Here is a 25,871-nt window from a genome sequence, read left to right as displayed (position 1 = left end):
ATCTCCGAATTTATCCAATAATACATAGAGCAAGCTGGTACATTCCAGCTTAGTTCCATTGTCATATTCCAGTAATATCCACACTGACAATATACCAGATTCCTATGCCAGACCTGTAATACAACGGTAGGACCTGCACCAATATTTGCAGCTGTCAATGTAGTAAATAATAGTCCGGAATTGAATCTTAATACCTAATGTGTTCCATTATTTTCAAAGAAGTTTTCTTTAGTAACTTGATAAACAAATCCTTTTTTTCCTCATTCAATCTAACAGCCGGTGTAGCAATGCTTATAGCTCCAATTGAATTATTTAATTGATTTTTTATTGGTACCGCCAAACATATTAATCCATTAATATATTCTTCATTATCCATTGAATACCCTTTTTCTCTTATCTCAACTAACTCATCCTCAAATTTTTCTAGAGAATCTATAGTGTTATTTGTTATCTTATGAAAATTAAATTGTGAAATATCAAGATTAGGTCTAAAAGCTAAAATTGCTTTACCAAGGGAACTACAATAAGCAGGTACTCTTTTGCCCACTTCCAATTCTATTCTTAAGGGCTCTCTTGTAATTATCTTGTCTAGAAATATTATTTCATTTTTATCTATAACTGCAAAATTTACAGTTTCATGACATTTTTCATACAGTTCTTCTATATATGGTCTTACTATTTTTTTTAATGGTATTCTATTGACAACTTTATTTCCCAATTCAAATATTTTTAGTGTGGCATAATATTTACTGTTTTCCACATTCTGATCAACATAACCAATGGATTTAAAGGTTCCCAATATCCTATGTACTGTACTCTTGCCAATATTAGATGTATTTGACAGTTCTAATATACTCATCTCACCATTTTCCAGCAGGTACTCCAATATCTTCATGGATTTAATCAGGGAATTTATATTATAATCGCTTTTTTGCTGCACAATGCTCCTCCTCTTATTACAATCTGATGAAAATTATATTATAATTTTATATTATACCATATAGTTGAATGGAATTCTAAAATAAGCTATAGCTTATTAACATCATTTAGACATAGCTGAAAAAGCGAAACTACCATATCTTCATCCTACAATGGCAGTTTCCTTTATCAATCATATTATATATTTTTTATTCAATTGATTTAACAAGATTAGTAAGTACAAGATTAACAGGAGTATCAATGGAATATTTTTTTCCTTCTTTTACAATAGCTCCGTTGATATTATCTATTTCAGTTTTTTTCTTATTTAATATATCTTGAAGCATGGAAGATTTATTTTTTGAAGTATCCCCTGCAACTTTTATAACCCTTTTATACATATCATCTTCATTTAGAAAAACACCTGAAGCCCTTGCTATTTTAACTGCTTCCCCAACTTCCATTTTTATTATTTGTTTTGTTTCCTCATATTTAAGTATTTCTCCATTTTCCACTTTTAAAATTGCAGTAAGTGCATTAATTCCAGCATTTATTATAAGCTTGGACCATATAGACTCCATAATATTATTAGAAATGATAGTATCAAATCCACTTCTCACTAAAATATCAGCTATCTTATTAATTCTTTTATCTTCCTTCTTATATGCCCAACCGATATATGTTTTTCCTATACCAGCATGTTTAATATGTCCTGGTCCCAGCATTGTTGATCCATGTGACGTAGTTCCTGCAATAATATTATCCGCATCCACATACTTTTCTATCTGGGCAATATTCCCATACCCATTCTGCAAACTAAGTACAATAGTATCAGGACCTAAAAGAACTGAATTTTTATTTAAGGCTTCTTCTGTACTGGTAGATTTTACAAAAACAATAATCAAATCTACATATCCTATATCTTCTCCATTAGTTGCAGCTTTTGGATATATTACTATACTTTTGTCTTCTTCATCTATATTTAGCCCTTTCTTATTAATAGCCTCTATATGTTCTTTCCAGACATCCACCAAGTACACGTTTTCAAAAGCTTTTGAAATATATCCACCATATAAGCTTCCCATTGCCCCTGCACCTATTACAGCTATTTTCATTACAATATCCTCCTCATCCAATACAATTTTTTATTTACTGTTTACAGGAAAATATACCTAATACCCTTCCACCTTTACATTAAAACTAAATTCAGGTGATGGAAAACTTCCCTGAAAGCTTTCTTTATGAAATTTATTAAGACCTTCTGCCATTTCCTTTCTGATATGTGCAAACTGCTTCACAAATTTTGGTTTAAAATCACCATACATTCCCAGCAAATCTTGAGTAACCAATACCTGACAGTCAACATCAGGCCCTGCCCCTATACCAAGAATTGGAACCTTTATCTCTTTAGTTAAAACTTTAGCTACACAACTAGGAACACATTCCACTACTATGGCAAAAGCGCCTGCTTCCTGAATCCTTCCAGCATCTTCAATTAACTTTGCAGCACTTTTAGGCGTACCTCCCTGAACTCTAAAGCCACCTAATTGACTGCATGTTTGTGGTGTCAATCCGATATGCCCCATCACAGGTATTCCGGCTTTCACAATTGATTCAACTTTATCTGACATTTCTACTCCGCCTTCTAGTTTTATACAATCACAACCGGTTTCTTTTATTAAACGGTTTGCATTCATTATAGCCTGTTCACAGCTGACATTATAGGAACCAAAAGGCATATCACCTACAATAAAAGTATTAGGAGCACCTTTAACAACAGTTTTAATATGATGAATCATTTCTTCCATAGTTACACCTGCAGTACTTGAATAGCCCATCATAACCATTGCAAGAGAATCCCCTACAAGAATTACTTCACAATCACTGTCATTTACAATAGAAGCTATTGTATAATCATACGCTGTAACATAAGTAAACCTTTTACCTTCATCCTTGTATTTCTGAAAATCCAGGGTAGTCATTTTTCTTTTCATTTTAAACCCTCCAATATTATTCTAATTCCATATTGCAGAATTAAATTCTATTTTCTCTTATAATAATTTATTCTACATATATTTTAAAATCCCTTCCTGTATTTTATATTTTTTGTTTTCATATATTCTTTAAATTATAATTAATCTTTAGATTTATCAGTACTGCAGCATCAAAATTTTATGTATAAAAAAACCATTGTTCTTAATTCCAATGGTTATAATAAGCAATAAATATAATTTTAATAAAGATACCTATATTTTATTTTTATAATACAATATTCTAAGTCCCTCTAATGTTAAAATTGGATCAATTACATCAATATAAGAAGTTTCATCCGAAATTAATTTCGATAATCCACCTGTAGCAACAACTAATGGTTCTTCCTCACCCATATATATCATTTCCTTTTTCATTTTAGCAATTATACATTCTACTTGTCCTACATATCCATATACCAGACCTGCCTGAATACTATTTACAGTATTCCTGCATATTATCCTGTTAGTTTTTAAAAGCTCAACTTTAGGAAGCTTGGCCGTTCTTGACACAAGTGCCTCCAGTGAAATCTTTATTCCCGGAACTATTACACCCCCAAGATGATCAGCCGACATGGTAATTGCACAAAATGTAGTTGCAGTTCCGAAATCAATAATTATAAGTGATCTCTTGTATTTTTCAATGCCAGCCACTGCATTAACAATTCTATCTGCTCCCATTTCCCTAGGGTTATCATATTTTATGTTTAATCCCGTTTTAATCCCGTGTTTTACTATTATGGGTTTAATTTCAAAACATTTTTTAACCATATGCTCAAGGGAATACATAACATCTGGTACAACTGATGAAATTATCACACCTTCAATTTCTGATAATTCAAGATTGTTATATAAAAAAAGTTTCTGAATAATTACAGCATATTCATCTGATGTTTTGTCACTGCTCATAGAAAGTCTCCAATCTGCAATCAGTTCCTTTTCCGAAAATACACCAAAAACTATATTAGTGTTTCCAACATCTATTACCAATATCATATATCTCTCCACCTTTATATAAAATATTTGCATTCAGATTTATTCCACATACAAACCACCCTTTTCCAAAAAGCAATAGCTCTTTCTAAACCTTCTTTATTATGGTACAGATTAAAATAACAGCTATAACCACTGCCTTTAAAAATACTAATTTGTTTCTGCTTTTTAATGCATTTAGTCAATTGGGGATTACATATTAGTTGATTCTTTTTCTATATGCTGAATAGCCATACAGCTGTCTATAGTTTCTACACCCTTAAATATAAATTGAAATTTTCTGTTTATTTCATCTTCGAATTTATGGAGAAGTGAATAAAACATACCGGTATATTTCAGTTTTGTTTCATTGTCCTTTTCAGCACTGCACCTTATACTTTATTATAATCCATATCACCTATCCCTTTCCATAACAAAATTTATATTTCTGTTCAGAATTTATTCATGGTCCACCAGCGTTTCCATGTCCGTGTTTTTTATATAATATATACCATTGTCTACAGTTTCTATTTAAAGATTATTTTTAGCACAACACTCACGCATATTCATGGAGCCTGTTGTAATTCCAATTTTGTCCCATTGTCCCCTATACCCTGTGCCAGTTCTATGCTTTTAACTTCCCTGGAAATAATCACTGACTTCAAGTGCTTTATCTGTAATACATACAAATTTCCAGCATTTAAACCAAAAAGATGAATCCTACTCAATGTAGAACTCATCTTTTTATTCCCAAATACATTAAACGATATTCATTATCCCCTGAAATATCATACATATATTATACTTTTAAAACATCTTTTCCCAAACTTTATCATTGAGGGTTTTAGATTTACCAATCATAATTTCTCACCAATACTTCATCTATTTCTCCACGAGCATCACTATTCGAATTAATAGCTCTTTTAGCTTTTATGATTTCAATTCTGTAGTCTTTATACAGGTCAAGAATAAAATCAGTTGAAGCATTTGAAAGAAGAAATTTCAATCCTCTTTCATTCAGCTTATCACACAATTTTTTCAGCCTTATTTGCTCTTCTCTATCAAAACCACCTTTGGCATACCCTGTAAAGTTCGAACTATCTGAAACAGGATCATAAGGTGGGTCAAAATAAACAAAAGCGCCTTTTCCAATTCCCTTTACCGCTTCTTCAAAGTCAGTATTTCTAAACTCAATATTGGCTTCATTGAAATATTTACTTACCGCTCTTAAAGTAATTGGATTTTTGATATTCGGATTTTTATATCTTCCAAAAGGTGAGTTAAACTGCCCTGCCTGATTAACTCTAAATAGTCCATTATAACAAGTCTTATTCAAGTAATGTATTCTTGAAGCACGTTCAATATTTGTTAGTTTTCCATAGACATTTGGGTCTCTGTCCCATGACCTTACTTCATAAAAATAATCTGCGTCATTTTTATGTTTTGCAAGATCCTTTATCAATGCTTCTACATCATCTTTTACAACTTGATATAGATTTATCAACTCACTATTTACATCGTTCACAATAGCTTTTTGCGGTTGTATATCAAATAATACCGCACCACCGCCCAGGAATGGCTCATAATAAGTCCATATCTTCTTAGGTATGTACTTTCTTATTTCAGGCAGCAATTGTCTTTTCCCGCCAACCCATTTAAGTATTGGGGAAGCCAATTTGTTATATTTCATATCATTAGCTCCAATCCATAGAACATTGTGCATTTTTTGTCAAGAAAGTCTTCCTGAAAACACTATATACGATTTTTATTATACATCATATGTCAAGTTATCTGTATATTTCTATTCTGCATAATACTACCTTATTTCATAATTCTCTATCATCAACTTTAAGATTTTATCAGCGATTTTATCAAGAGTCTGTTCTTCTAAAATAATAAATAAACCCGTCATGCTAGCTATATAGGCCCTTATATTTATTAATTAGGCGTAGATCTTCTATAGGATTTTACTTTTGTACCATCTAATTTAGGATAAGATTTAACTGTGACTATTTTTTTATTTTTACCATGAAATGCACCTCCACCATATTTTAATTTATTTATTTATATTAAAACTACAGGACTTTATCTTTAAGTGTGGAACTATATATATCTATATCATATACATTAGAGATACTATATTTTTTAACGATATTAGTAAAATATTCAGCTATAGAATCCTTACTGATTATTTCATTTGAAAGTTCAGTATCCTTTTTGCCAACTCTAGCTTTATTCCAAGGCATTTCAGAATGAGTAAACTTTTCCAATACCTTTCCGTTATAGCAGCCAAAAGCCTTTAGTATTCCGTCTAATACTGAAAGTTTTTCTTCTGATAAATTATAAATGCATTCACTTTTTATAGGATCATATCCAAATGCCTTATATCGCAGATAAATTTTATTATATACTGGACCATGCACCCATGCTTCACAATCTTCTGTAAATAAAAATTCACCTTTTAACGCATAATAGAATCCTTGTGCGTAATATAATAACTTTTTTATCCCCAATTTTTCTTCAAGTTTCAAAGAATCACCCCACTTAATTTTCTCCTACCTATTTCATCTCCAAATTTGCTTAAAAGTGCATACAGCATTTATACATCTTTCAATAACAGATATTTTGTTCAATATCACTATCTCTTCTAAATATTCCATTCACACTTGAACCAAATAAGTATATCAAATATGATTTTATATTTTCTAACAGATATTAAAATATATTTTTTAATATTACTTTTATTTTGTTGATTATTATCATCTCACATATTTTTACGTTTTTAAAGGATAGTATCAATTTTACGAGTGCCGAATATTATAATTATTGGACAGAAGATTATATCTATAATAAATAAAGACAAAGGAAGTGCATAATATATGGCTGCATTATCAGTGGATTTTGATACACCACAAACAGCTTCTGGACAAGTGGTTAATATAACTGGAACTGTACCTGTAGGTTCAACCTACGTTGAGGCTATCCAATTAGACGTTCTCAGAGCCGACTCTAGTCATCAATACTTCTCTATATCAAATGTTTATGACAATTCATCAGGCACAGCTGTACTAGCAGTTAATGATACTGTAAATCTTGCTATAGTTCCAAAATTAGAAGCAACTGAAACCGTAACATTAACTAGCTATGGAGCTTTAGAAGCTCAAATAGTTGAAGCATAATATAAACCAGATGGCCAGAGCATGAAAATGCTTTTGGTCATCTATTATATTATTTAATTTGGGGTGATATATTTGTATTCATTTATGATTCCAGCAAGTAACAGCCTTACAGTGACAGATAAAATTTCAAATGGCAATATTCATAGTTACAAGTTATCAGTAGGATGTGACGGTCAGTTTGAATATTATAGTTTACTTTATTTCAACATTGCTTTATTACCAAATAATATTACAGTAGACAAGGCTGAATTAACACTATTTAAATGTGATGGTTTTCACAATAACAAAAATGTGGAATTTACAATCTCTCCAATATATGATTATTTCAGTATATACACCACCTATTCAAGAATTCCCTCATTCAATAATTTTAGCCAGGCCAAGTTCTGTCCAATGACATCAAAGGCAGCAATTATCATAGATATAACACATATAGTTTCTTCATGGGTCGAAAATATCTCATCTAACAAAGGTATAATAATCTATAATATATGGAATAATTGTATGGCAAGTTTCGGATCAGAACTTGCAAAGGAACAGCAGATGGTCCCATTTATAACTATAAACGCCAAACATAAAAAGTGCACCCTGCCACCTGAAAACAAAAAATCTTACTGTAATTGTAACTTTCATCTGGCACTACAAATAATTAACAACTGCAATACAGGCACTTCTCCAACTCCTCCAGATTCAAGTCTTGTAGAGGTTACAGTAACAGGAACAGTTGCCAGCCGCTCCACCTTTGTGGCAATGATAGAAGTAATTGTAACTCGAAGTAGTGGCACAATAGACAAATATTATGTTTCAGATGAATACGTGAATCCATCTTGTAAACCTCTTAACATAAACAAAACATATTCAATTCCTGTAGTACCACCACTTGCTCCTGGTGATACTGTAACCGGGTCCAATGTTTATGGTTCCTACAAGGATTCTTAAATAAATAAGTACGGAAATTAGCGTAAAAATGAAATCCGTACTTATTCCTTATTTCTTAGAGACTTATGAATTTTCTGAATCAGTTATCCAGCTTGGATTTGCATAAAATAATCGTACATAATCTCACCCATTTCATATAGTCTTGTCAACTTATATTATAATGGATTTTTATGTACATGGGAGATACCTTTTTGTATCTCCTTTATTATTTTAACCAGTAATTATTACTACCTTTGCCTACTAAAATTATACTCATTACTTTCATTATACAAAAGTAATGAGTATAGATTTGGTTTTACACGAATCTGTACTCATTCCCACTTTTCACTATTAACCCTTAACTGAATTTCTAAAAATATCTCTCCAAATCCTTTATCTTTTCTATGTCAAATATATTCACACCAATGGCTTTAATTTTGTCATTAGAAAGAGTTTCTATTCTATCTTCATAATTCTCTGGCAATCCATTGAACTTTTTTCTCAACTGCTCAATAAGCACTTCTGCCTTTTCTTTCCTGCCATTTTCTCTTTCTTCTTCTCTACCTTCTTCTCTACCTTCTTCTTTACCTTCCTGTTTAAGCTTTTTATCAATTTCAAATTTTTTCATCATATTCAGCAAAAATTCCATGCTGCTTTCACTTATTTTCGGCATTCCCATATCTTTATACACCTCCAATATTTCATCGGGATCCACTTTTGCGAGTACATCCATTATCACTGCATAAAGTGGATTTTTTACATTGCTTCATCAGACCATACTTTATTCATTTTCTATCTCAACAATATCATGCATTTTACCTTTTCCATGGTTAATGGGTTTTTCAAAATATTCTAACCTGAAATTGTTTCAAATTTTACCACAAGCATATTCAGCAATTTTATATGACGAGTTTTTATATTATTGAATATTTCCAATGCAAGTTTTTCATCATACACATGAGAAGTTCTATTTCTATCAAGCATCATAGTTATCCAATCATCCCCATCTGTAATAAGTCCCTGTTTAAATGCCAACCTTATAGCACTTCTTGGACTTGCAGCACCTTCTATACCCTCATATTCCAGATAGGATTTCATGAATTTCCAGCTAAGTTCAAATGTAAATTCAAATCTCTGTATAACTGCATCAACTAAAATATCACTGTTATCTTCCAATTCACTTGCTTCTTTCAACCTAAAAAAAGCTTTTTTAAAGTCTCTAAATCTCTCTATAACTCTATCTGGCAGCATAAATTTCAATTCCCTCTTTCTCTATATTATTTTTCAATTCTTTTTTTGATATATCTTTCATATTTAATAAATCAAAAGTAAAAGCTGTATTCAGTTCATTTAATTCATCACAAATAAAATTAAAATCTCTAAATGTCATATTACTTCCTGAAACAGCTATGTCTATATCAGAATTATACTTGTAATCCCCTCTTGCCCTTGAACCAAAAATAACTGCCCGCTCTACACCTTTAGATTTCGAAAATATGCCTTGAATTTGTATTAACAATTCTTTTTTTATCCCCAATTTTTCTTCAAGTTTCAAAGAATCACCTCACTTAATTTTCTCCTACCTATTTCATCTCCAAATTTGCTTAAAAGTGCATACAGCATACTTATGCAATCAAGCTTTGTCTGGCTGTCTTCTATGTTTTTTATCAGTTCTAATTACTGTAAAATTGAAGCATATGTTCTGCGAATCTTTTCAAATCATATATGTGCTTTTCAATTATTGCCTTCACTATAGACAGATTTACAGTCTGATAATCATGTACTGCTATATTTCTAAATCCAACCATAGATTTCAATTCTTTCATAAGTTTTTCATCTATTATTTCATTATTAAACAATACTTCAAATGCATCTCTGCTGTTTTGAGGAATCCCAAGTTTTCTTTCGGAAACTATATGCATTGCTAAATCTATAGAAGCTTCACATGCCCTTTGAATATTTAAAATTATGGAATCCTGCTTTGTATAGTTTTTTAAATTTTCAGGGTTATCAGCATATTCCTCTTTAATTCTTTTTATACATCTTTCAATAACAAATATTTTATTCAAAACAACATCATTCATATATTTGTCCCCTTTTTTTTATGTCATTTAATATTATTTCCCTCTCTTCATTTAAAGTAGCATAATCCTTAAATGCATACATTTCAAAATATGCTCTTCTAATATCATTATTACAATATACACAGCTTCCATTAGCTATTATTTGAACTTTAAATACAGTAGATGCTTTATTTAAATCAACTAAATCCACATCTCTTTTCAATATATCTGCAAGTTTTTGAGCCAACATAAAAACTTCATAAGGCGTAAATTTATTATCACTGCCAAAAGCTATATCTATATCACTGTTTTCTCTATAAATTCCATTTACACTCGATCCAAAAATGTAAATTAAATATGGCTTAACCTTGTCATTTAAAAGCTTCACTATTTTATTTACATTCTCCTGACTCATATTCAACAAACTCACATCTCCTTTGATTATCTTCTATAAGTTTCATTATTATTTTCAAGTTTGTTTCTTCAATTAAAAATACCTTTCCAGTTCTTCCACCTTATCCATATCAAATATATCCGTGGCTATAACATCCAAAGTTTCATCCGGTAAATTGTTTATTTTGTAGGCGTAACCATCAGGCAATTTCTTGAATTTCTTTATCAACTGTTTAATAATAAGTTCCGATTTACCTTCTTTTTTACCTTCTTTTTTACCTTCTTTTCTGCCCTCATCTCTGCCTTCATCCCTTATCATTCTCCCTATCTCAGTCATAGTTATCATCTCCTTTAATTTTTTCTTACTTGTTTCATCTCCGAATTTATCAAGCAGTGCATAGAGCATGCTGGTACATTCCAATTTAGTTTCATTATCTCCTATGCTCTTTGCCAGCTCTATACTTTTAACTGCCCTCTCACCCCTGTTCCCGCTGCCGCTCATAAGTGGCAGAAATGTCATGGATAATATGTCATTATAATTAAGTTTTTCTCTGTTATATATTTTGTTTTTAAGATATTTCAGTCTTTCATCACCATTCATATTTTTCATATAAAAGGGTTCTATTCTGTACTTTATAGTTCCTGCATCTATATATTCCTCCACATCTTCTATGTCTGAGGAATAAACTACAATAGTTCTCACCTTTCTCTTTTCCCTGTAAAAAAGAGAAGCATCATAATAAAGGAATCTCTTGATATCATCTTTTTTGTCAGTGGTCTGAAATTCAAAATGCAGGTATAATCCATCTTCTGTATAAAATAAATAATCCATGTATCCTGTCTTTATCTCTATATTTTTTATCTCCGTCTCAGCTGGTGCTATTATCCTAGTACCTATATTGAAGAAACTCACGGCACTCTGCTGAAATATCTCCATTGCCCTTTTCAGCACTGCATCCTCTACTTTATTATAATCCATATCACTCATCCCTTTCCATAACAAAATTTATATTTTTATTATGGTCATAAAAGGATTGGCTTATTCAAACATTTGTTCTTAATTTGCTCATCACCCCCAAAGTCTTTTGTGTGACTCCACTATATCCCACTTAATCCTTATGTTCCATATTTAAATACTTTAAATAAAATGTTAATATACTGTTAACTGTCAATTTTACAGTTCAAATAATTTATAAAGGGGATTTCATTAGAATGCTAAAAATGACTAAACTTTTAAGCTGTATACTATGCTTTTTAATACTAGGCATTTCATCTGCATGCCTTCCAATTAATATAGTTTTAGCTTCATCTAAAACTACTCGGATTTATGGAAATGACAGATATAAAACAAGCATGGAAATATTAAATTCCGGATGGGAAACATCAAAAAATCTTGTACTAACTAGTGGTGAAGATTATCCTGATGCACTGTGCTCTGTTCCATTGGCCAAGAAGCTGTCCGCACCAGTTCTCTTAACAACAAAATCAGAAATAAGCAATGAAATAATCAATAAAATAATTCAGTTGAATGTGGAAAACCTATTTATCATTGGCGGCGAAGGAAGTATCTCGGAAAATGTTGAAGATACTTTAAAGAGAGAAACCAATGTAAATATTGTAAGGTTATCTGGAATCACAAGGTATGAAACTTCCATGGCGGTGGCCAATTATATGTACTCCAATTTTAATATGAGCAAGGAGATTGTAGTTACATCCGGTTTAGGTTTTGCTGATTCCATATCAGTTGCTCCCATTGCAGCTCAAAAAGATATGCCAATCTTATTGACTGATAAATATACCTTTTCGGCTAATAGTAAAGACTTTCTAAATAAAAATAGTATTATAAAAACTTATATAATTGGCGGCTCCGGAGTCATCAGTGAAAATGTTGCTAAAAATTATCCTTCACCAGAAAGAATTTGGGGAATAGATAGATATGAAACAAATTTAAATATTATAAATCACTTCAACAGCGGCGATATAAATAAAATTTATGTAGCTTCAGGAGAAAACTTTCCGGATTCACTGTCCGGTGCAGCTCTTGCCGGAAAAGATTCCTCTTTCATAGTTCTAACTCCAACTTCTCCAAATAGTGCAACAAAAAGTCTTGTTTACAATGTCTGTAGAAAAGATTCCAGTACAAGCAATGTGATAATTTTAGGTGGAACAGCTGTGATATCCGATGATGTTGTAAAACAACTTACAACAAAAGAACTGGACTTTACTGGTAATATAATCAATGGATCATTAGTTTCCTACAATAATGGCAACACATATTACTACAATCCACAAGATGATACATATCATCAGTTAAGTGCGGATAATACACTAGATAAAAAAGTTGCTGAAACCTCAGCCAAAAGCTTAAATGTAATTGGGAACAATGTTTACTATGTAAAAAATTTTTCTAATGACAAAGGAATTTATGAATCTGACTTAAATGGTAGCAATAAAATCAAAATCAGCAATAATGCTCCCTATAATATACTTGTCTATGATGATTGGATATATTACTATAAAGATTCAGGAAATGAAGATGGTATATATTATTTTTGTAGAACAAAAACAGATGGGACCAGGGAAGAACATGTGAATTTAGATATAGAAGGTCCCTATATCGTAGGCCACGGTTATCCCTTCTGCATAAAAGATGGTCGCGTATATATGAATATTACCAAAATATCTGCTTCTCCTCCTAATAGGCCTGAATTTATAATGGCAAATCTTGATGGAAGTGATGTAAAGATAATTAAAGAAGATAATTTGTCAAGGTTTCAACCTGTAGACAATTGGATTTATTACAGTGATTCCAATGGTATTCATAAGATAAAAAATGATGGAAGTGAATACACTTTATTGGCTGCATTTCATTATACTAATAATGCAATTTACAGTATAAATGTATTTAATGACTATATATATTATACGCTTATGTCTTTTAATGAGGAAGGTAAAAGTAATGATGGACTCTATAGGATGAATCTAGATGGCAGTAATATAATAAAAATTTCTGATAAAGCAACTGATTATTTGTTTGCTGTTCCTGGTTGGATTTACTTTTATAAAAACAGTCAGGTATTAAAAGTAAAAATTGATGCTTAAAATTTCACCATTATCATTATGAAAATAATTTTTTAGAAGGTGGAAATAGTTTCTATCAAACAATTAAATGGCTATGGGGGTTTTCTCCATAGCCATTTGATTCAACTACTTTTACTATCTGCCACTCTAATCTGTATTAGTTGAAAAAATGAACCATAATTGTGCTCACATGTCTGTTTTCATTAGAAAACTATTTTACTGGTCAAAGTCACAGTAAAAATTTATATGGCGCAAATTTTTCTTTAAAATGAACAGTATCATCACTAGTTATCTTATAATTAATACTAACATTAATATCCATTACTTACTCTCTAAAAATATTTTTCCAGTTGCTCTACCTTATCCATATCAAATATATCCGTGGCTATAACATCCAAAGTTTCATCCGATAAACTGTTTATTTTATCAGCGTAACCATCAGGCAGCTTCTTGAATTTCTTTATCAACTGTTTAATAATAAGTTCCGATTTACCTTCTTTTTTACCTTCTTTTCTGCCCTCATCTCTGCCTTCATCCCTTATCATTCTCCCTATCTCAGTCATAGTTATCATCTCCTTTAATTTTTTCTTACTTGTTTCATCTCCGAATTTATCAAGCAGTGCATAGAGCATGCTGGTACATTCCAATTTAGTTTCATTATCTCCTATGCTCTTTGCCAGCTCTATACTTTTAACTGCCCTCTCACCCCTGTTCCCACTGCCGCTCATAAGTGGCAGAAATGTCATGGATAATATGTCATTATAATTAAGTTTTTCTCTGTTATATATTTTGTTTTTAAGATATTTCAGTCTTTCATCACCATTCATATTTTTCATATAAAAGGGTTCTATTCTGTACTTTATAGTTCCTGCATCTATATATTCCTCCACATCTTCTATGTCTGAAGAATAAACTACAATAGTTCTCACCTTTCTCTTTTCCCTGTAAAAAAGAGAAGCATCATAATAAAGGAATCTCTTGATATCATCTTTTTTGTCAGTGGTCTGAAATTCAAAATGCAGGTATGATCCGTCTTCTGTATAAAATAAATAATCCATATATCCTGTCTTTATCTCTATATTTTTTATCTCCGTCTCAGCTGGTGCTATTATCCTGGTACCTATATTAAAGAAACTCACGGCACTCTGCTGAAATATCTCCATTGCCCTTTTCAGCACTGCATCCTCTACCTTATTATAATCCATATCACTCATCCCTTTCCATAACAAAATTTATATTTTTATTATGGTCATAAAAGGATTGACTTATTCAAACATTTGTTCTTTTTAAGGTAATTACAGAGGAGCAGCTAATTAACTACTCCATTGACTATTTTCCCTAAGATGATTACTTCTATAAATAGCTTATCCCCAAATTATCTGCCTGTAGACAAACAATCTTCTGAAAGATAAAATCCTGAATAAACATTTTTCACGTTGTTCATAATTTGTTTATAACACCCAGGGGCTTTTAGGATGCATTTATAGTAATTGCAGATTTAACATATTTTTTATATAATTCTCTATTTTTATCTTTAAAATAAGATAGTATTCTATTATTACAAATAAGCTTTTCTTTTTCTTTGCCGCTGTACATGGTTTGTCATAAGACAATAACTTATTATTTCATATTGATTTTCCAAAAATTGTATGGTTCCTTTCAGTATTGTTATATAAACCTGATAATCTTCATTATACCTGTAAATAGCATTTCTTCTATTTCCTCTAGTTGTTATATGATGCATTGCATTTGGATACCATAGTCTTAATTTCCGGGAGCATTTTAACTTTCCTTTTTCCTCCATAAACATCTCCTGTTTCAGTATTATATATTTAATTATATTCCTTTTATATTTACATAATCATTTCTAAATAGTATAGATATTTATTTTCATCTTTCAATATAAATCACCAGATAGCAGGTAGTATTTCATAAAAAAAGTGGAATACTAAACATGAGGTGATTCAAATGGAAAATGTATGGAATTCTGAGGTCAAATTTAAAAAAAGAGAAGCTCTAAATAGAAATATAAACTGTGATATTCTTATAATAGGAGCTGGAATAGCTGGCCTTCTAACAGCATATATACTTAATAAAAATGGAAAAGGAGTTGTTGTCATTGATGCAAAAAGCACTGCAGGCGGAGTTACAAAAAATACAACTGCAAAAATAACATCTCAACATGATTTGATTTATGATAATTTAATAAAAGAATTTGGTGAAAAAGGTGCACAACAATATGCCAGGGCCAATGAACTTGCAATACGAAAATACAAAGAAATAATTAATGATGAAAATATTGATTGCAATTTTGAATACAAAGATGCATACGTGTATTGTTTAGACAATACTCAAACCCTTGAAGATGAATATAATGCAGCTAAAAAGTTAGGCATCGATGCAGAATTAGTGGGGGAAGTAAATCTACCTTTTAAGGTTAAAAAAGCATTAAAGTTTAAGAATCAGGCACAATTTAATCCGCTTGAATTTTTAAAACCAATTTCAGAAAAGCTGACTATTTACGAAAATACAACAGCGCTTGATATCACTGAAGAAAATTCTGTAGTTACAGAAGATGGCATAGAAATTAAAGCAAATAAAATAGTGGTAGCAACACATTATCCATTTTTAAATACTCCAGGCTATTATTTTATGAAAATGCATCAGGAAAGATCTTATGTTATAGCTTTAGAAAATGCTCAAGATGTAAATGGAATGTATATAGGCGCTGATAAAAACTCCTATTCATTTAGAAATTATAAAAATTTGTTATTACTTGGGGGCATAGCTCAAAGAACTGGTGAAAATGAAAAAGGTGGAGCCTATGATAAATTAAGAAAAGCAGCCAAAGAATTTTATCCAGATTCCATAGAAAAATATCATTGGTCAGCACAGGATTGTATGACTTTAGATAATATACCTTATATAGGTCATTACTCATCAAGGACTCCTGACATTTATGTTGAAACAGGATTTAAAAAATGGGGCATGACAAGTTCAATGACAGCTGCAATGATAGTAAGTGATATGATTCTCGAAAACGAAAATGACTTCTCGGAAATATTTTCGCCTGAAAGATTTGATATATCAACATCTATGAAAAATGCTGCTAATGATCTCATAATAACGGCAAAGAATTTTATTTCACAGAAAATAAATATTCCTGATGAAAATTTGGAAAATATTCAGAGAGGCCATGGCGGAGTGGTAAAATATAAAGATCAGAAAGTTGGAGTTTACAAAGATAATGATGGAAATATATATACAGTATCAACCAAATGTGCTCATTTAGGATGCGAACTTCATTGGAATGCTGATGAATTAACCTGGGACTGTCCTTGTCACGGCTCACGGTATGATTATAAGGGAAATTGGATACAAAGTCCTACAAACAAGTCACTTGTTACAATATAAGAGCACGTACCTGAATTTGATTTACACAAATCTGTGGACGCCCTCCTGCCCAGAGATTTGTCTATCTCGATTTCCCTGAGCTTCTTTACAACCAGCACATCTATCCTGAGAGGATCATCTGTGAACTGATATTCTGTTATAAATTCCAGATATTTTCTGTATTCCTTAAGTTCCAGCTGCACCGCCGCCGCAAAGGCCGAGTGCCATTTTACCTTCTCATCCGCCAAACCAATCAACCACCCTGCTCTGTTATTTTTATTGTATCATACATTATGCTCACAAAAAGTTAATCTTATTCAAACATTTGTTCTTTTAATGAAATTACAACTTTAAAACTTATTTTAGAAGATTATCTCACATTTTTTCAACACTTTCTATCCACTTTCCTACTTGACGCTTATTTTCATTATACAAAAGTAATGAGTATAGATTTGGTTTTACACAAATCTATACTCATTCCCACTTTTCACTATTAACTCTTAACTGAATTTCTAAAAATATCTCTCCAAATCCTCTATCTTTTCTATATCAAATATACTCACACCAATGGCTTTAATTTTATCATTAGAAAGGTTTTCTATTCTATCTTCATAATTCTCTGGCAATCCATTGAACTTTTTTCTCAACTGCTCAATAAGCAGTTCTGCCTTTTCTTTCCTGCCATTTTCTCTTTCTTCTTCTCTACCTTCTTCTCTACCTTCTTCTTTACCTTCCTGTTTAAGCTTTTTATCAATTTCAAATTTTTTCATCATATCCAGCAAAAATTCCATGTTGCTTTCACTTATTTTCGGCATTCCCATATCTTTATACACCTCCAATATTTCATCGGGATCCACTTTTGCGAGTACATCCATTATCACTGCATAAAGTGGATTTTTTACATTACTTATGTATTCTGTCAGCCAGTTTTTCATCAAGTTCCTGTCCTGATGCTGATTCTGAAGTAGTTTTAAATATCCAGCTTCTCCGTCATCCAATTGTTTTGGCACTAAAATCTGAGTGTCTATGTCCGTATCTTTTATATAATATATGCCACTGCCAGCTTTTTTTATATCAGCCTTTATCTCATTTTTTAAATAATCAATCAATTTCCTGGGATACCTGCTGGAAGTCAGAGTTATGGTCATTTCATTTATACCAATCTTATCTGTTTCCCTTGAAAGTGCTTTATAGAGATAGGCATATGCCTTTATCTTGTAATAATCATCTATTGATATATAGTCTGTAGGAGATTTGTACTCCAATATATTATACTTTTTAAATATTCTGCCCAGAGATTTGTCTATCTCGATTTCCTTGAGCTTCTTTACAACCAGCACATCTATCCTAAGGGGCTCATCTGTGAGCTGATATTCTGTTATAAATTCCAGATATTTTCTGTATTCCTTGAGTTCCAACTGCACCGCCGCCGCAAAGGCCGGGTGCCATTTTACCTTTTCATCTGCCAAACCAATCAACCACCCTGCTCTGTTATTTTTATTATATCATATATTATCCCCGCAAAAAGTTAATCTTATTCAAACATTTGTTCTTTAAATAAAATTACAACTTTAATTCTTTTGTACAATGACAACCAATCCATCAAGCAATTTCCTCATATCTGCGTGTTCTATTGCAATGTTCATCTTCTGTTTATGCTATATATATCGCATAAATAAAACTACATACGGACACAAAGCCTGTCAATAACGGTTTCCGGGATTTGATTAACCCAGTTAATAAACCATTGGACAGCATTTCTAATTTCTTTAACAGATGAAAAGAAAGCATTATTAATTACCTCATCTTTCATCCAACCCCATAGCCCCTCTATTATATTCATTTTGGGACTGTATGAAGGAATACTTCAGCATCATATTTACTATGTTCCTCACAATAAACTGACCCGGTTTCATAATTGATAATCCCCAGGAGTTTTACCCCTTCATGTTTTCCGTAGGTTGCTATAATTCTCTGCTGACCTTTGGGAAACCATGTTCTGGAAATGGCTTGATAATCCCGGATCATTGATTCGTCTTCAAAAAGAATATGGTTTATATTTCCGCCAATCAAGTTTTTTTAAATCCTCAAATTCTTGTTTGAAGGCCTCCTGCTTTTCTTTATCTGCTTTTGCCCGGGTATACGTCGGTCGTGTATAATTAAGATTTAATCTGTGGAATACTTGCAGCATCCCTCGATTACTGTATTCAATGTGGAAATTGTCACTAACCCATTTACGGGCTATGTTGGCATTCCAGTTTTTGCGGTTTCCAAATCCTAATTGGTCCGGGGTTTTTGTCGTTATTATTTCATACAGCTTTTTTTCCTGGTCATTGCTATATAGCCAAAATCCACCTGGGATTCTTCTCCTGGTAAAGTTGTAAGTACCATATATGGTTTGGATGGTTTCTATATAGTTTTAATTCATTGAATATAAATAATATATCACTATTAATCTTCCTCTATAGCTATTAATCCCAAATCAAGAAGTGCTGTACACAATAGACTTAGTAGCCTGTATTTTTTTGTTTTTCTATAATGATTTTCTTCATAATTGTATATCTGTAGATTGGTATCTTTAAAATTATCTAAATCATAACTTTCAATTCCTATACTCTTTATTGCCGTATCCATTTCTAAAACTGCTAATTCAGTAGTATCTCTATTTATATCTTGATACATAATTTTTTGTTCATGTAAATACTGCTTAAGTTCTGAACCCTTCTCTATTTCAAAATTAAATGAGTCCTTTATATAATTAGAGGCTGTAAAACTTTCAATTGAAGGATAACTAAGAAGGAGTAACCCCTGCCTATCATATTCATCATTACTTTCTCTGGAATTACCAAGTCTATTTATTAAATCCCCAACAAGATTTTCATCATTTTTTTATTATTATCAGCAAACATAACTCTACTCATCTTCGTATACCGGCTTTCCACCAAACACACCGCTGACATACATTTTTTCTATATTTTGAGCTTCTCTTGGTTTTTCATTGGAAAATCTATTTATAATACTCCCATCACTTCCTCTAAATTCAACTGCATATTCCTGATCTGGTCTAAATATAGTATTTGACAGTAAATTAGTTGAATGTGAAACCACAAATACTTGAGAGTTATTAGATTTTCCCATAAAATATCTAATAAGAAGTTCTTCAAGATCGTTGTGAAATGCACTACTGAATTCATCTATAATCAACATTCCTCCATTTTTTATTACATGGAAAAAAGCAGGCAGCATATTTAAAAGATTTTTATTTCCCAGCGACTCCATGGTAAATGGAATAGGTTCTCCAATATCATCTCTTTTAAAAAATATACTCTTATCTCCAGATGTATCTATGGAAATTAATTTTCCAACACTTGTGTTTGAATACTCTACCAACTGTCCAAAATTATACTTTTTAAAGAAATTATTAATATCATCTACGCCATTATTTTTCAAATACTCTACTAAATCAAGTTTACTGTGTGATGGATTTATACCTCTTCTTAAAAAAGCATCGAGATAAACTGAGTTTATTAAATAATTAAACCAGGTTTTTAACACAGGATAGTTATTAAATTTTGTGTTAAAATATATGGATCTTAAGAGAAGTGATTCTTTATCAATATCCGTAAAAACTTTATTATCCGTAATATATGATTTTGCACTTTGACCAATTCTATTTAACATAATCTTATCATTCAATAATAAATCTTCCGTCATAAGTCTATTTTCTACATCATAGTTAATATTGTAATTGATGATATTATCTTTAATTTTGAACTCATAGTTAAGTTTTATATTATTGCTTTCAGAAAATAAGCACTTATAAAGTCCAATATTTATTATCTTTTCTGCAAATAATAGTTCCAATAATAATTTAAGAGAGAGTATTATATTTGTTTTTCCAGATGCATTAGCTCCTACAAATATGCTTCCCTTCAATATTCCATTGTCAGATACATTGGTATCTTTTAGGATTCTATAATTGGTACTTCTAAAATCTATTGTTGTAGACTTCTTGAAGGATTTAAAATTTTCCATTTCTATTTTACTTAACATTCTTATCACCTTCCTATACCTATATTATAGACAAAATCAAAAATAAATGTACAGTTTTTACGTTTATTTTTGATTTCACAGTAAAAAAATTACCTTAAGATTCAAACAACCATAATCTCTAATAAAAAATTTGTATAATTACATCAATTACTTAAATTATTCATTTTGCATATCAAAATTCTGTTATTTAATTCAATATTATACTAAATGCTTAGGAGTATTAGTAATTAAATGAGAAATTCGTGATTTTTCATTTTCTCTTATCCTATTCTTATGTTAGCATAAACAGCTCTTTTTGCCGTTCCTCGAATTACTGTTTTCTGTACGTTCGTAGGGTTCATATCCCAGATGCTCATCCATCTCCGATTCAAGGCATTGACTGAATAGTTCCTCCAAGGAGTTCCTTTAATGCATCTTGAATATCCTCGGCAGATTTAATGTCATACTCGTTAAGCAGTCCAGCTATAATATTCTTTTTCCCTTCGCTCATTGATTCCCTTTTTCTTCCCATAATAAAATGCCTCCTATGATATTTTGATTTTATCATAGAAAGCTATATTTTACAGACTTTTTTCTACAGGCTCAATAATAGCCTAAGTATCATTTTTAAAGTAGTTTTTCTATATTCTTTTGACACATACTCACTACCCCTGTCACTATGTATGATAATTGGTTTAACAGGCTCTCTATTTTTCTTAGCTTTATTAATTGTATTAGTAACGCAGGAAACATTTAAAGTTTCCGAAAGCGTCCAAGCTATAATTTTTCGAGAGTATAAATCCATGATACTTGTAAGGTATACAAAACCTGAATTAGTCCATAGATATGTAATATCTGTGCACTATACTGGATTTGGCTCAGATGGATTAAATTGCTCATTTAAGATATTTTCAAGTTCACTGCTGAAATCAGAATTCTTCGTAGTAATGATATATGGTTTTATATATTGAGCTTTAATTCCAAGTTCCTTCATATACTTTCCAACAGTACGTTCAGATATTTTTTCGCCAGCTTTCTGTATTTCTTTTGCAATTTTAGGAGCACCATAGTTTTGATGTAATTTGTCATAGATTTCCCTGATTTTTTTCTGTACAATCTTTTTTCTCTTCTGCTGATTTGAGGGTAATCGATGCAGCCATGAATTGTACCCTGAACGTGAAACGCCTAATATATGAAGCATTCCATTGACAGAAACCCGGCGCTTCTCCTTGATGTCTTCACATTTATTTTGGACTTCAAGATAAATTGCTTCTGTCACTTTCCCAGAATGCTTATAGCTTTTTTTAATACATCAAGAGCATCGCTTGTATCACGAAGTTCACGTTTTAATCGTGCAATCTCCTTCTGTTCATCACTGAAGTAATTACCTGAACCGCGAACCTGAATACCATTTTCGCTTTTAGAATCTCTAATCCACTTTGACAGGGTACTTCCACCTATATCAAGGTTTTGAGCACAACCTCTTATTCCAAGTTCTTTATGATCCATATAATATTTTATAGCATCTTCTTTAAACTGTTTGTCATGTTGTTTTCTCATGATTAAGTTCCTCCATCTTTTATATTTATTCTAATACTTGTCGGGAACTTTCTCAATTTCACTTGTATTATTTTTATTCTAGCATCAAATCTATTATATTTAAATCTTAATTCCATCAATCAAATAAATTTTATTAATCAAGCTTACATTATATGAGTATATATTTCTTATTCTAACTAATTTCTTATATCTTTCTATTATATCTATTTTTGATTTAAACCATCTTACATGGCCCACAGAATAAAAATCTGGAACACTAAATATAACATTAGCTCCCTTTGTAATCCTACTTAATATTTTTAAATCTTCTTCAATATGTTCCAATACTTCAAATAAAATAACAATATTATACTCACCATTAAAAATAGATGATGTAAATGCATTATCAACCTTAAATAATTGTCTATACTTATCATTTCTAATTTTAGCTATTTTTATAGCTTGAGAGCTAAAATCTATACCCTTATATTGTAATATTCCATTATCCAATATAAAATTAGCAAACTGACCCGGACCACATCCTATATCAATAATGTTAGGTCTATCGTGTTTTTTTATAAGAATTAATGCATTTTCCCACATTTCAAAATATATTGCCTCACTGTAATGCTTAAAATACGTTTGATTCCATCCACCATTTTTATAAACCTCATTATAAAAGTTATTATTTTTTTCTTCCACATCACATTTAAATAAATCATTTTTCCTATTATTAGAATTAATTATATTATTAAATTGATTACTTAATTGCCTTGTTAATTCTATACGATCATACTTTTTTATTTCATTATTTATCTTTAAAGAACAATCTTCTCCATTTTTCCATTTTTTATAGACATAAAGTAAATATTCCTCTATACCCGCTATATTATTAAAATCAATATTTTTTCCTCTATTTGTATCTTTAATTAATTTATCAACTAAGCTGCCAATTGGTGAAAGCGAAAGAATTGGTTTACATAATCTTAAATACTCAAACACTTTACCTGTATATACAGATTTATTTTGTTCACCTTCTCCAACCACTAATAAAAGAAGATTAGCTTTTGAGGCAATCTTTAAGCTTTTTTTATGATTTAAATATCCTGCAAATTTAACGATATTATTCAGTTTTAATTTTTTAGTATAATTCTTCCAATATTGATCATTTTCAGTATATGTAAATATAATATTTAAATCTTTTTTGTTTATCAAATTTTTATTTATCAAATTTTTTACAGCATATAAAAATGTTTTAGGGGTTCTAATCATATAAAACATTCCATTGTGAACTATAGTAAATTTATCATTATTATTATGACTTAATATATCTATATCATCAAAATCATTTTCATCATAACCGTTTGTTATTGTAATAACTTTATTATCCAATTTAAAATTATTAACATAATTTTTAGTTGATAATTCAGTAACAGTTATAACTTTATTTGCTAAATTAACTATGCTATCTTCCATACTTCTCATCACCTTATATATTAAGCTTTTTTTATCTATATTAATATAAGGATTATTAGTCCATTCATCTCTGAAATCAACTATCCACGGCTTTTCATACTTAATTTTTAAATAATATCCAATTAAATGATCAGAATACGGACCCGAAGTAGTATAAATTAAATCTATATTATTAAAATTAATCCTATCACTTATCTGTTTTATTACTTCTTTTGCCCAAATAATACATGAATCTGGCAATATTGCCAATTTATTAAAGTCTTCTTTAGATTTATTTAATGCATTTATATAATTATTCATTAAATCATAATTATTAACTACAAAGGAATATAAATTTATTAGCTCGTTTATATTTATGGTGTCTTTTTGAGCTATTCTAATTATTTCAATATCATTAGGTATTTCAGAAAGCATATCGTTATCTTTAAAAGGAAATTGTGCATTTTTTACCGTAACAACTATTGGTTCCCATCCAAAACCCCTCAAATATCTTGTGAATTTTAGTGTTCGTTGCACTCCTGAACCACTTAATGGTGGATATATATAAGCTATTATTAATACTTTTTTCCTTTTATTATATTCTTTTATCAATGAATTATTTTCATATTCTTTAATTTTCTTTTTTACAATATTTAATAAACTTCCATTACAAATTTTACATAATTTTTTATACACTTTATATGCGCTTAAATACTTATTATTTATTTCATATAAATACGCCAAATTATACATCAATTCACAATTTAAGCATTCTATATTTAATCCTGCATTAATAAAATTATACGCTTCATCTATATTATTTTCTATAATAGCAATAATTGCTTTCATAGAATATATATCTACATCATTCTTTACTATTTCTTCATATTCATCTATTATACTTTTAGCTTCATCTAATTTATTTTCATTTATAAGCTGTTCTATAGTTTTCTTTACCTGTTTCTTATATTGTTCCAATTCATTTTTAGACTGAGATTTATTTTTTTTATTTACTTTTAATTCAACTTTTAGAACTTCCTCCACTTTTTTTACTATTTCCCCAGCATTTAAACCTTGTACTGTAATTCTGCCAGAATTATTTAATATATCTTTATTTTCAGCATCATTTTTCTCACAAACATCTATAAAAATAAATGGCTTATTATATTTTTCTACTAACATTAAGTCATTTTTACGGAAACATATCACATATTTGCTATCATTTATTAGATTAATTTTTTGAGAATAATCCTGTCTAATTTCAATATTTTTAATATTTTCATCATAAAAAATATTAGAAAATTTCATAGCAAATTCAGTGGACTTCTCACTATTTCCAGTTACTAAAATTTCATATCCTCTATTTATTAGAATTTGCATTGAAATCTGAAGTTGTTCATCTATTTTAGATAAATATTCATTATCATTTTTAAAAATGTCATCAGTGAACATCATTAATAATTTATTTTTCATTAATATACTCCTCGTATAATAAGTTTATAGTCAAGAAAAACTGGTTATAAATTTATCTTTTTTATAGTATAGATGTAGGAGAACATCTTTGAGGGATTCTTCCTCATCTTATTTCCATCTATACAATTAATATTTATATATTCAATAAAGGTTATCCTATGGTATGATATCAGCAGAGTCTGATGTCCAAAGGCACTGCTTTCACTCCTTTCAGCCAACGCTTGTTGTGTCTGCTTTTAAAGCCTTCAGCCTGGTTCATGTGGCATATTCCGCTTACACAGATGTTTCATCCCCTGTCGTAGCTCCAGCAAAAAAGCTGGCAGGGTACATGCTGATTACGCGAGGCTGCGGTCACTACATGATGCCTGGGATAAACCTTTTGCTTCAGATTTCAAAAATACTTAATCGGAAAGGATGGTGATATC

The 25,871-nt window shown here is 30.5% G+C and carries 28 protein-coding genes and 2 pseudogenes; 4 read left to right on the top strand and 26 right to left on the bottom strand.

From position 1 onward, the window contains the following. Positions 1-187 precede the first annotated feature (187 nt). From ACYUJ6_RS05620 to ACYUJ6_RS05590, 7 genes are all read right to left on the bottom strand, one after another. On the bottom strand, positions 188-940 hold the full coding sequence (locus ACYUJ6_RS05620; protein ID WP_461844859.1) for an IclR family transcriptional regulator: 753 nt from the start codon (positions 938-940) through the stop codon (positions 188-190). Positions 941-1,127: 187 nt separating this feature from the next. Then, the gene (locus ACYUJ6_RS05615) at positions 1,128-2,033 is read right to left on the bottom strand and encodes a ketopantoate reductase family protein (RefSeq protein WP_461844858.1); all 906 of its coding nucleotides are present in this window, start codon (positions 2,031-2,033) and stop codon (positions 1,128-1,130) included. A 57-nt stretch (positions 2,034-2,090) separates the two neighbouring features. Beyond that, entirely contained in the window at positions 2,091-2,912 is an 822-nt protein-coding gene (gene panB / locus ACYUJ6_RS05610) for a 3-methyl-2-oxobutanoate hydroxymethyltransferase (protein ID WP_461844857.1), read from the bottom strand. 252 nt (positions 2,913-3,164) lie between these two features. Beyond that, positions 3,165-3,944: a type III pantothenate kinase gene (locus ACYUJ6_RS05605; RefSeq protein WP_461844856.1), complete on the bottom strand. Its 780-nt coding sequence runs from the start codon at positions 3,942-3,944 to the stop codon at positions 3,165-3,167. Positions 3,945-4,486: 542 nt separating this feature from the next. Then, positions 4,487-4,660, bottom strand: coding sequence for a hypothetical protein (locus tag ACYUJ6_RS05600; RefSeq protein WP_461844855.1), 174 nt, complete (start codon positions 4,658-4,660; stop codon positions 4,487-4,489). Between the two features lie 110 nt (positions 4,661-4,770). Then, positions 4,771-5,610 carry a DNA adenine methylase gene (locus tag ACYUJ6_RS05595; RefSeq protein WP_461844854.1) on the bottom strand — a complete coding sequence of 280 codons (840 nt, stop codon included), beginning with the start codon at positions 5,608-5,610 and terminating at the stop codon, positions 4,771-4,773. Between the two features lie 385 nt (positions 5,611-5,995). Next, complete coding sequence (locus ACYUJ6_RS05590; protein WP_461844853.1) at positions 5,996-6,451, bottom strand: Panacea domain-containing protein; 456 nt, start codon at positions 6,449-6,451, stop codon at positions 5,996-5,998. A gap of 348 nt (positions 6,452-6,799) precedes the next feature. Here ACYUJ6_RS05590 and ACYUJ6_RS05585 point away from each other — a divergent pair, with 348 nt between their 5' ends. Together ACYUJ6_RS05585 and ACYUJ6_RS05580 are read left to right on the top strand one after the other, a co-directional pair. Continuing rightward, a complete protein-coding gene (locus ACYUJ6_RS05585) occupies positions 6,800-7,099 on the top strand; it encodes a hypothetical protein (RefSeq protein WP_461844852.1) in 300 nt (99 codons plus the stop codon). Positions 7,100-7,171: 72 nt separating this feature from the next. Continuing rightward, on the top strand, positions 7,172-8,038 hold the full coding sequence (locus tag ACYUJ6_RS05580; protein ID WP_461844851.1) for a DNRLRE domain-containing protein: 867 nt from the start codon (positions 7,172-7,174) through the stop codon (positions 8,036-8,038). A 349-nt stretch (positions 8,039-8,387) separates the two neighbouring features. On the opposite strand, the gene ACYUJ6_RS05575 is transcribed toward ACYUJ6_RS05580, so the two are convergent. The 6 genes from ACYUJ6_RS05575 to ACYUJ6_RS05550 all read right to left on the bottom strand — a co-directional run bounded on the left by ACYUJ6_RS05575 (position 8,388) and on the right by ACYUJ6_RS05550 (position 11,452). Continuing rightward, positions 8,388-8,750: a DUF4351 domain-containing protein gene (locus ACYUJ6_RS05575; RefSeq protein WP_461844850.1), complete on the bottom strand. Its 363-nt coding sequence runs from the start codon at positions 8,748-8,750 to the stop codon at positions 8,388-8,390. A gap of 119 nt (positions 8,751-8,869) precedes the next feature. After that, positions 8,870-9,268, bottom strand: a complete 399-nt coding sequence (locus tag ACYUJ6_RS05570; RefSeq protein ID WP_461844849.1) for a nucleotidyltransferase substrate binding protein — start codon at positions 9,266-9,268, stop codon at positions 8,870-8,872. Continuing rightward, positions 9,255-9,572 (bottom strand): nucleotidyltransferase family protein, encoded by a 318-nt coding sequence (locus ACYUJ6_RS05565; protein ID WP_461844848.1) that lies wholly within the window; start codon positions 9,570-9,572, stop codon positions 9,255-9,257. Before ACYUJ6_RS05565 ends, ACYUJ6_RS05570 begins: the two co-directional genes overlap by 14 nt. A 118-nt stretch (positions 9,573-9,690) precedes the next feature. Then, positions 9,691-10,101 (bottom strand): type VII toxin-antitoxin system HepT family RNase toxin, encoded by a 411-nt coding sequence (gene hepT / locus ACYUJ6_RS05560; RefSeq protein ID WP_461844847.1) that lies wholly within the window; start codon positions 10,099-10,101, stop codon positions 9,691-9,693. Continuing rightward, positions 10,094-10,495 (bottom strand): type VII toxin-antitoxin system MntA family adenylyltransferase antitoxin, encoded by a 402-nt coding sequence (mntA, locus tag ACYUJ6_RS05555; RefSeq protein ID WP_461845450.1) that lies wholly within the window; start codon positions 10,493-10,495, stop codon positions 10,094-10,096. The genes hepT and mntA overlap by 8 nt, the downstream gene beginning before the upstream one ends. 72 nt (positions 10,496-10,567) lie before the next feature. Next, complete coding sequence (locus tag ACYUJ6_RS05550; RefSeq protein ID WP_461844846.1) at positions 10,568-11,452, bottom strand: DUF4351 domain-containing protein; 885 nt, start codon at positions 11,450-11,452, stop codon at positions 10,568-10,570. Positions 11,453-11,685: 233 nt separating this feature from the next. On the opposite strand from ACYUJ6_RS05550, the gene ACYUJ6_RS05545 reads away from it, so the two are divergent. Then, positions 11,686-13,575 carry a cell wall-binding repeat-containing protein gene (locus tag ACYUJ6_RS05545; protein WP_461844845.1) on the top strand — a complete coding sequence of 630 codons (1,890 nt, stop codon included), beginning with the start codon at positions 11,686-11,688 and terminating at the stop codon, positions 13,573-13,575. Between the two features lie 311 nt (positions 13,576-13,886). Here the strand turns inward: ACYUJ6_RS05545 and ACYUJ6_RS05540 are convergent, their stop codons facing one another. Both ACYUJ6_RS05540 and ACYUJ6_RS05535 read right to left on the bottom strand, forming a co-directional pair. After that, the gene (locus tag ACYUJ6_RS05540) at positions 13,887-14,759 is read right to left on the bottom strand and encodes a DUF4351 domain-containing protein (protein ID WP_461844844.1); all 873 of its coding nucleotides are present in this window, start codon (positions 14,757-14,759) and stop codon (positions 13,887-13,889) included. 353 nt (positions 14,760-15,112) lie between these two features. After that, entirely contained in the window at positions 15,113-15,358 is a 246-nt protein-coding gene (locus ACYUJ6_RS05535) for a transposase (RefSeq protein ID WP_461844843.1), read from the bottom strand. A 164-nt stretch (positions 15,359-15,522) separates the two neighbouring features. Between ACYUJ6_RS05535 and ACYUJ6_RS05530 the strand changes: the two genes are divergently transcribed. Next, positions 15,523-16,968 (top strand): FAD-dependent oxidoreductase, encoded by a 1,446-nt coding sequence (locus ACYUJ6_RS05530; RefSeq protein WP_461844842.1) that lies wholly within the window; start codon positions 15,523-15,525, stop codon positions 16,966-16,968. Here the strand turns inward: ACYUJ6_RS05530 and ACYUJ6_RS05525 are convergent. The 11 genes and pseudogenes from ACYUJ6_RS05525 to ACYUJ6_RS05475 form a co-directional block, all read right to left on the bottom strand. After that, the gene (locus tag ACYUJ6_RS05525) at positions 16,914-17,195 is read right to left on the bottom strand and encodes a hypothetical protein (RefSeq protein ID WP_461844841.1); all 282 of its coding nucleotides are present in this window, start codon (positions 17,193-17,195) and stop codon (positions 16,914-16,916) included. The genes ACYUJ6_RS05530 and ACYUJ6_RS05525 overlap by 55 nt on opposite strands. 264 nt (positions 17,196-17,459) lie before the next feature. Further along, complete coding sequence (locus ACYUJ6_RS05520; RefSeq protein ID WP_461844840.1) at positions 17,460-18,416, bottom strand: DUF4351 domain-containing protein; 957 nt, start codon at positions 18,414-18,416, stop codon at positions 17,460-17,462. A 212-nt stretch (positions 18,417-18,628) separates the two neighbouring features. Next, positions 18,629-18,975 (bottom strand): annotated as a pseudogene (locus ACYUJ6_RS05515) (transposase). A gap of 10 nt (positions 18,976-18,985) precedes the next feature. Beyond that, positions 18,986-19,252 (bottom strand): helix-turn-helix domain-containing protein, encoded by a 267-nt coding sequence (locus ACYUJ6_RS05510; protein WP_461845449.1) that lies wholly within the window; start codon positions 19,250-19,252, stop codon positions 18,986-18,988. Between the two features lie 146 nt (positions 19,253-19,398). Then, complete coding sequence (locus ACYUJ6_RS05505; protein ID WP_461844839.1) at positions 19,399-19,629, bottom strand: hypothetical protein; 231 nt, start codon at positions 19,627-19,629, stop codon at positions 19,399-19,401. Between the two features lie 231 nt (positions 19,630-19,860). Continuing rightward, a complete protein-coding gene (locus tag ACYUJ6_RS05500) occupies positions 19,861-21,000 on the bottom strand; it encodes an AAA family ATPase (protein ID WP_461844838.1) in 1,140 nt (379 codons plus the stop codon). A 291-nt stretch (positions 21,001-21,291) separates the two neighbouring features. Beyond that, positions 21,292-21,490: pseudogene (locus tag ACYUJ6_RS05495) on the bottom strand (transposase); the annotation flags it as partial. 84 nt (positions 21,491-21,574) lie between these two features. Continuing rightward, a complete protein-coding gene (locus ACYUJ6_RS05490) occupies positions 21,575-21,832 on the bottom strand; it encodes a DDE-type integrase/transposase/recombinase (protein WP_461845448.1) in 258 nt (85 codons plus the stop codon). 9 nt (positions 21,833-21,841) lie between these two features. Further along, positions 21,842-22,258 (bottom strand): IS3 family transposase, encoded by a 417-nt coding sequence (locus ACYUJ6_RS05485; RefSeq protein ID WP_461844837.1) that lies wholly within the window; start codon positions 22,256-22,258, stop codon positions 21,842-21,844. Then, a complete protein-coding gene (locus ACYUJ6_RS05480) occupies positions 22,255-22,539 on the bottom strand; it encodes a transposase (RefSeq protein ID WP_461844836.1) in 285 nt (94 codons plus the stop codon). Before ACYUJ6_RS05480 ends, ACYUJ6_RS05485 begins: the two co-directional genes overlap by 4 nt. A gap of 99 nt (positions 22,540-22,638) precedes the next feature. After that, on the bottom strand, positions 22,639-25,446 hold the full coding sequence (locus ACYUJ6_RS05475; protein WP_461844835.1) for a methyltransferase domain-containing protein: 2,808 nt from the start codon (positions 25,444-25,446) through the stop codon (positions 22,639-22,641). Positions 25,447-25,871: the final 425 nt, after the last annotated feature.

The sequence above is a fragment of the Clostridium sp. JNZ X4-2 genome, from assembly GCF_054889485.1.
The sequence above is the reverse complement of the archived record's forward strand: the minus strand, read 5'-3'. Positions and strand labels throughout refer to the sequence as shown.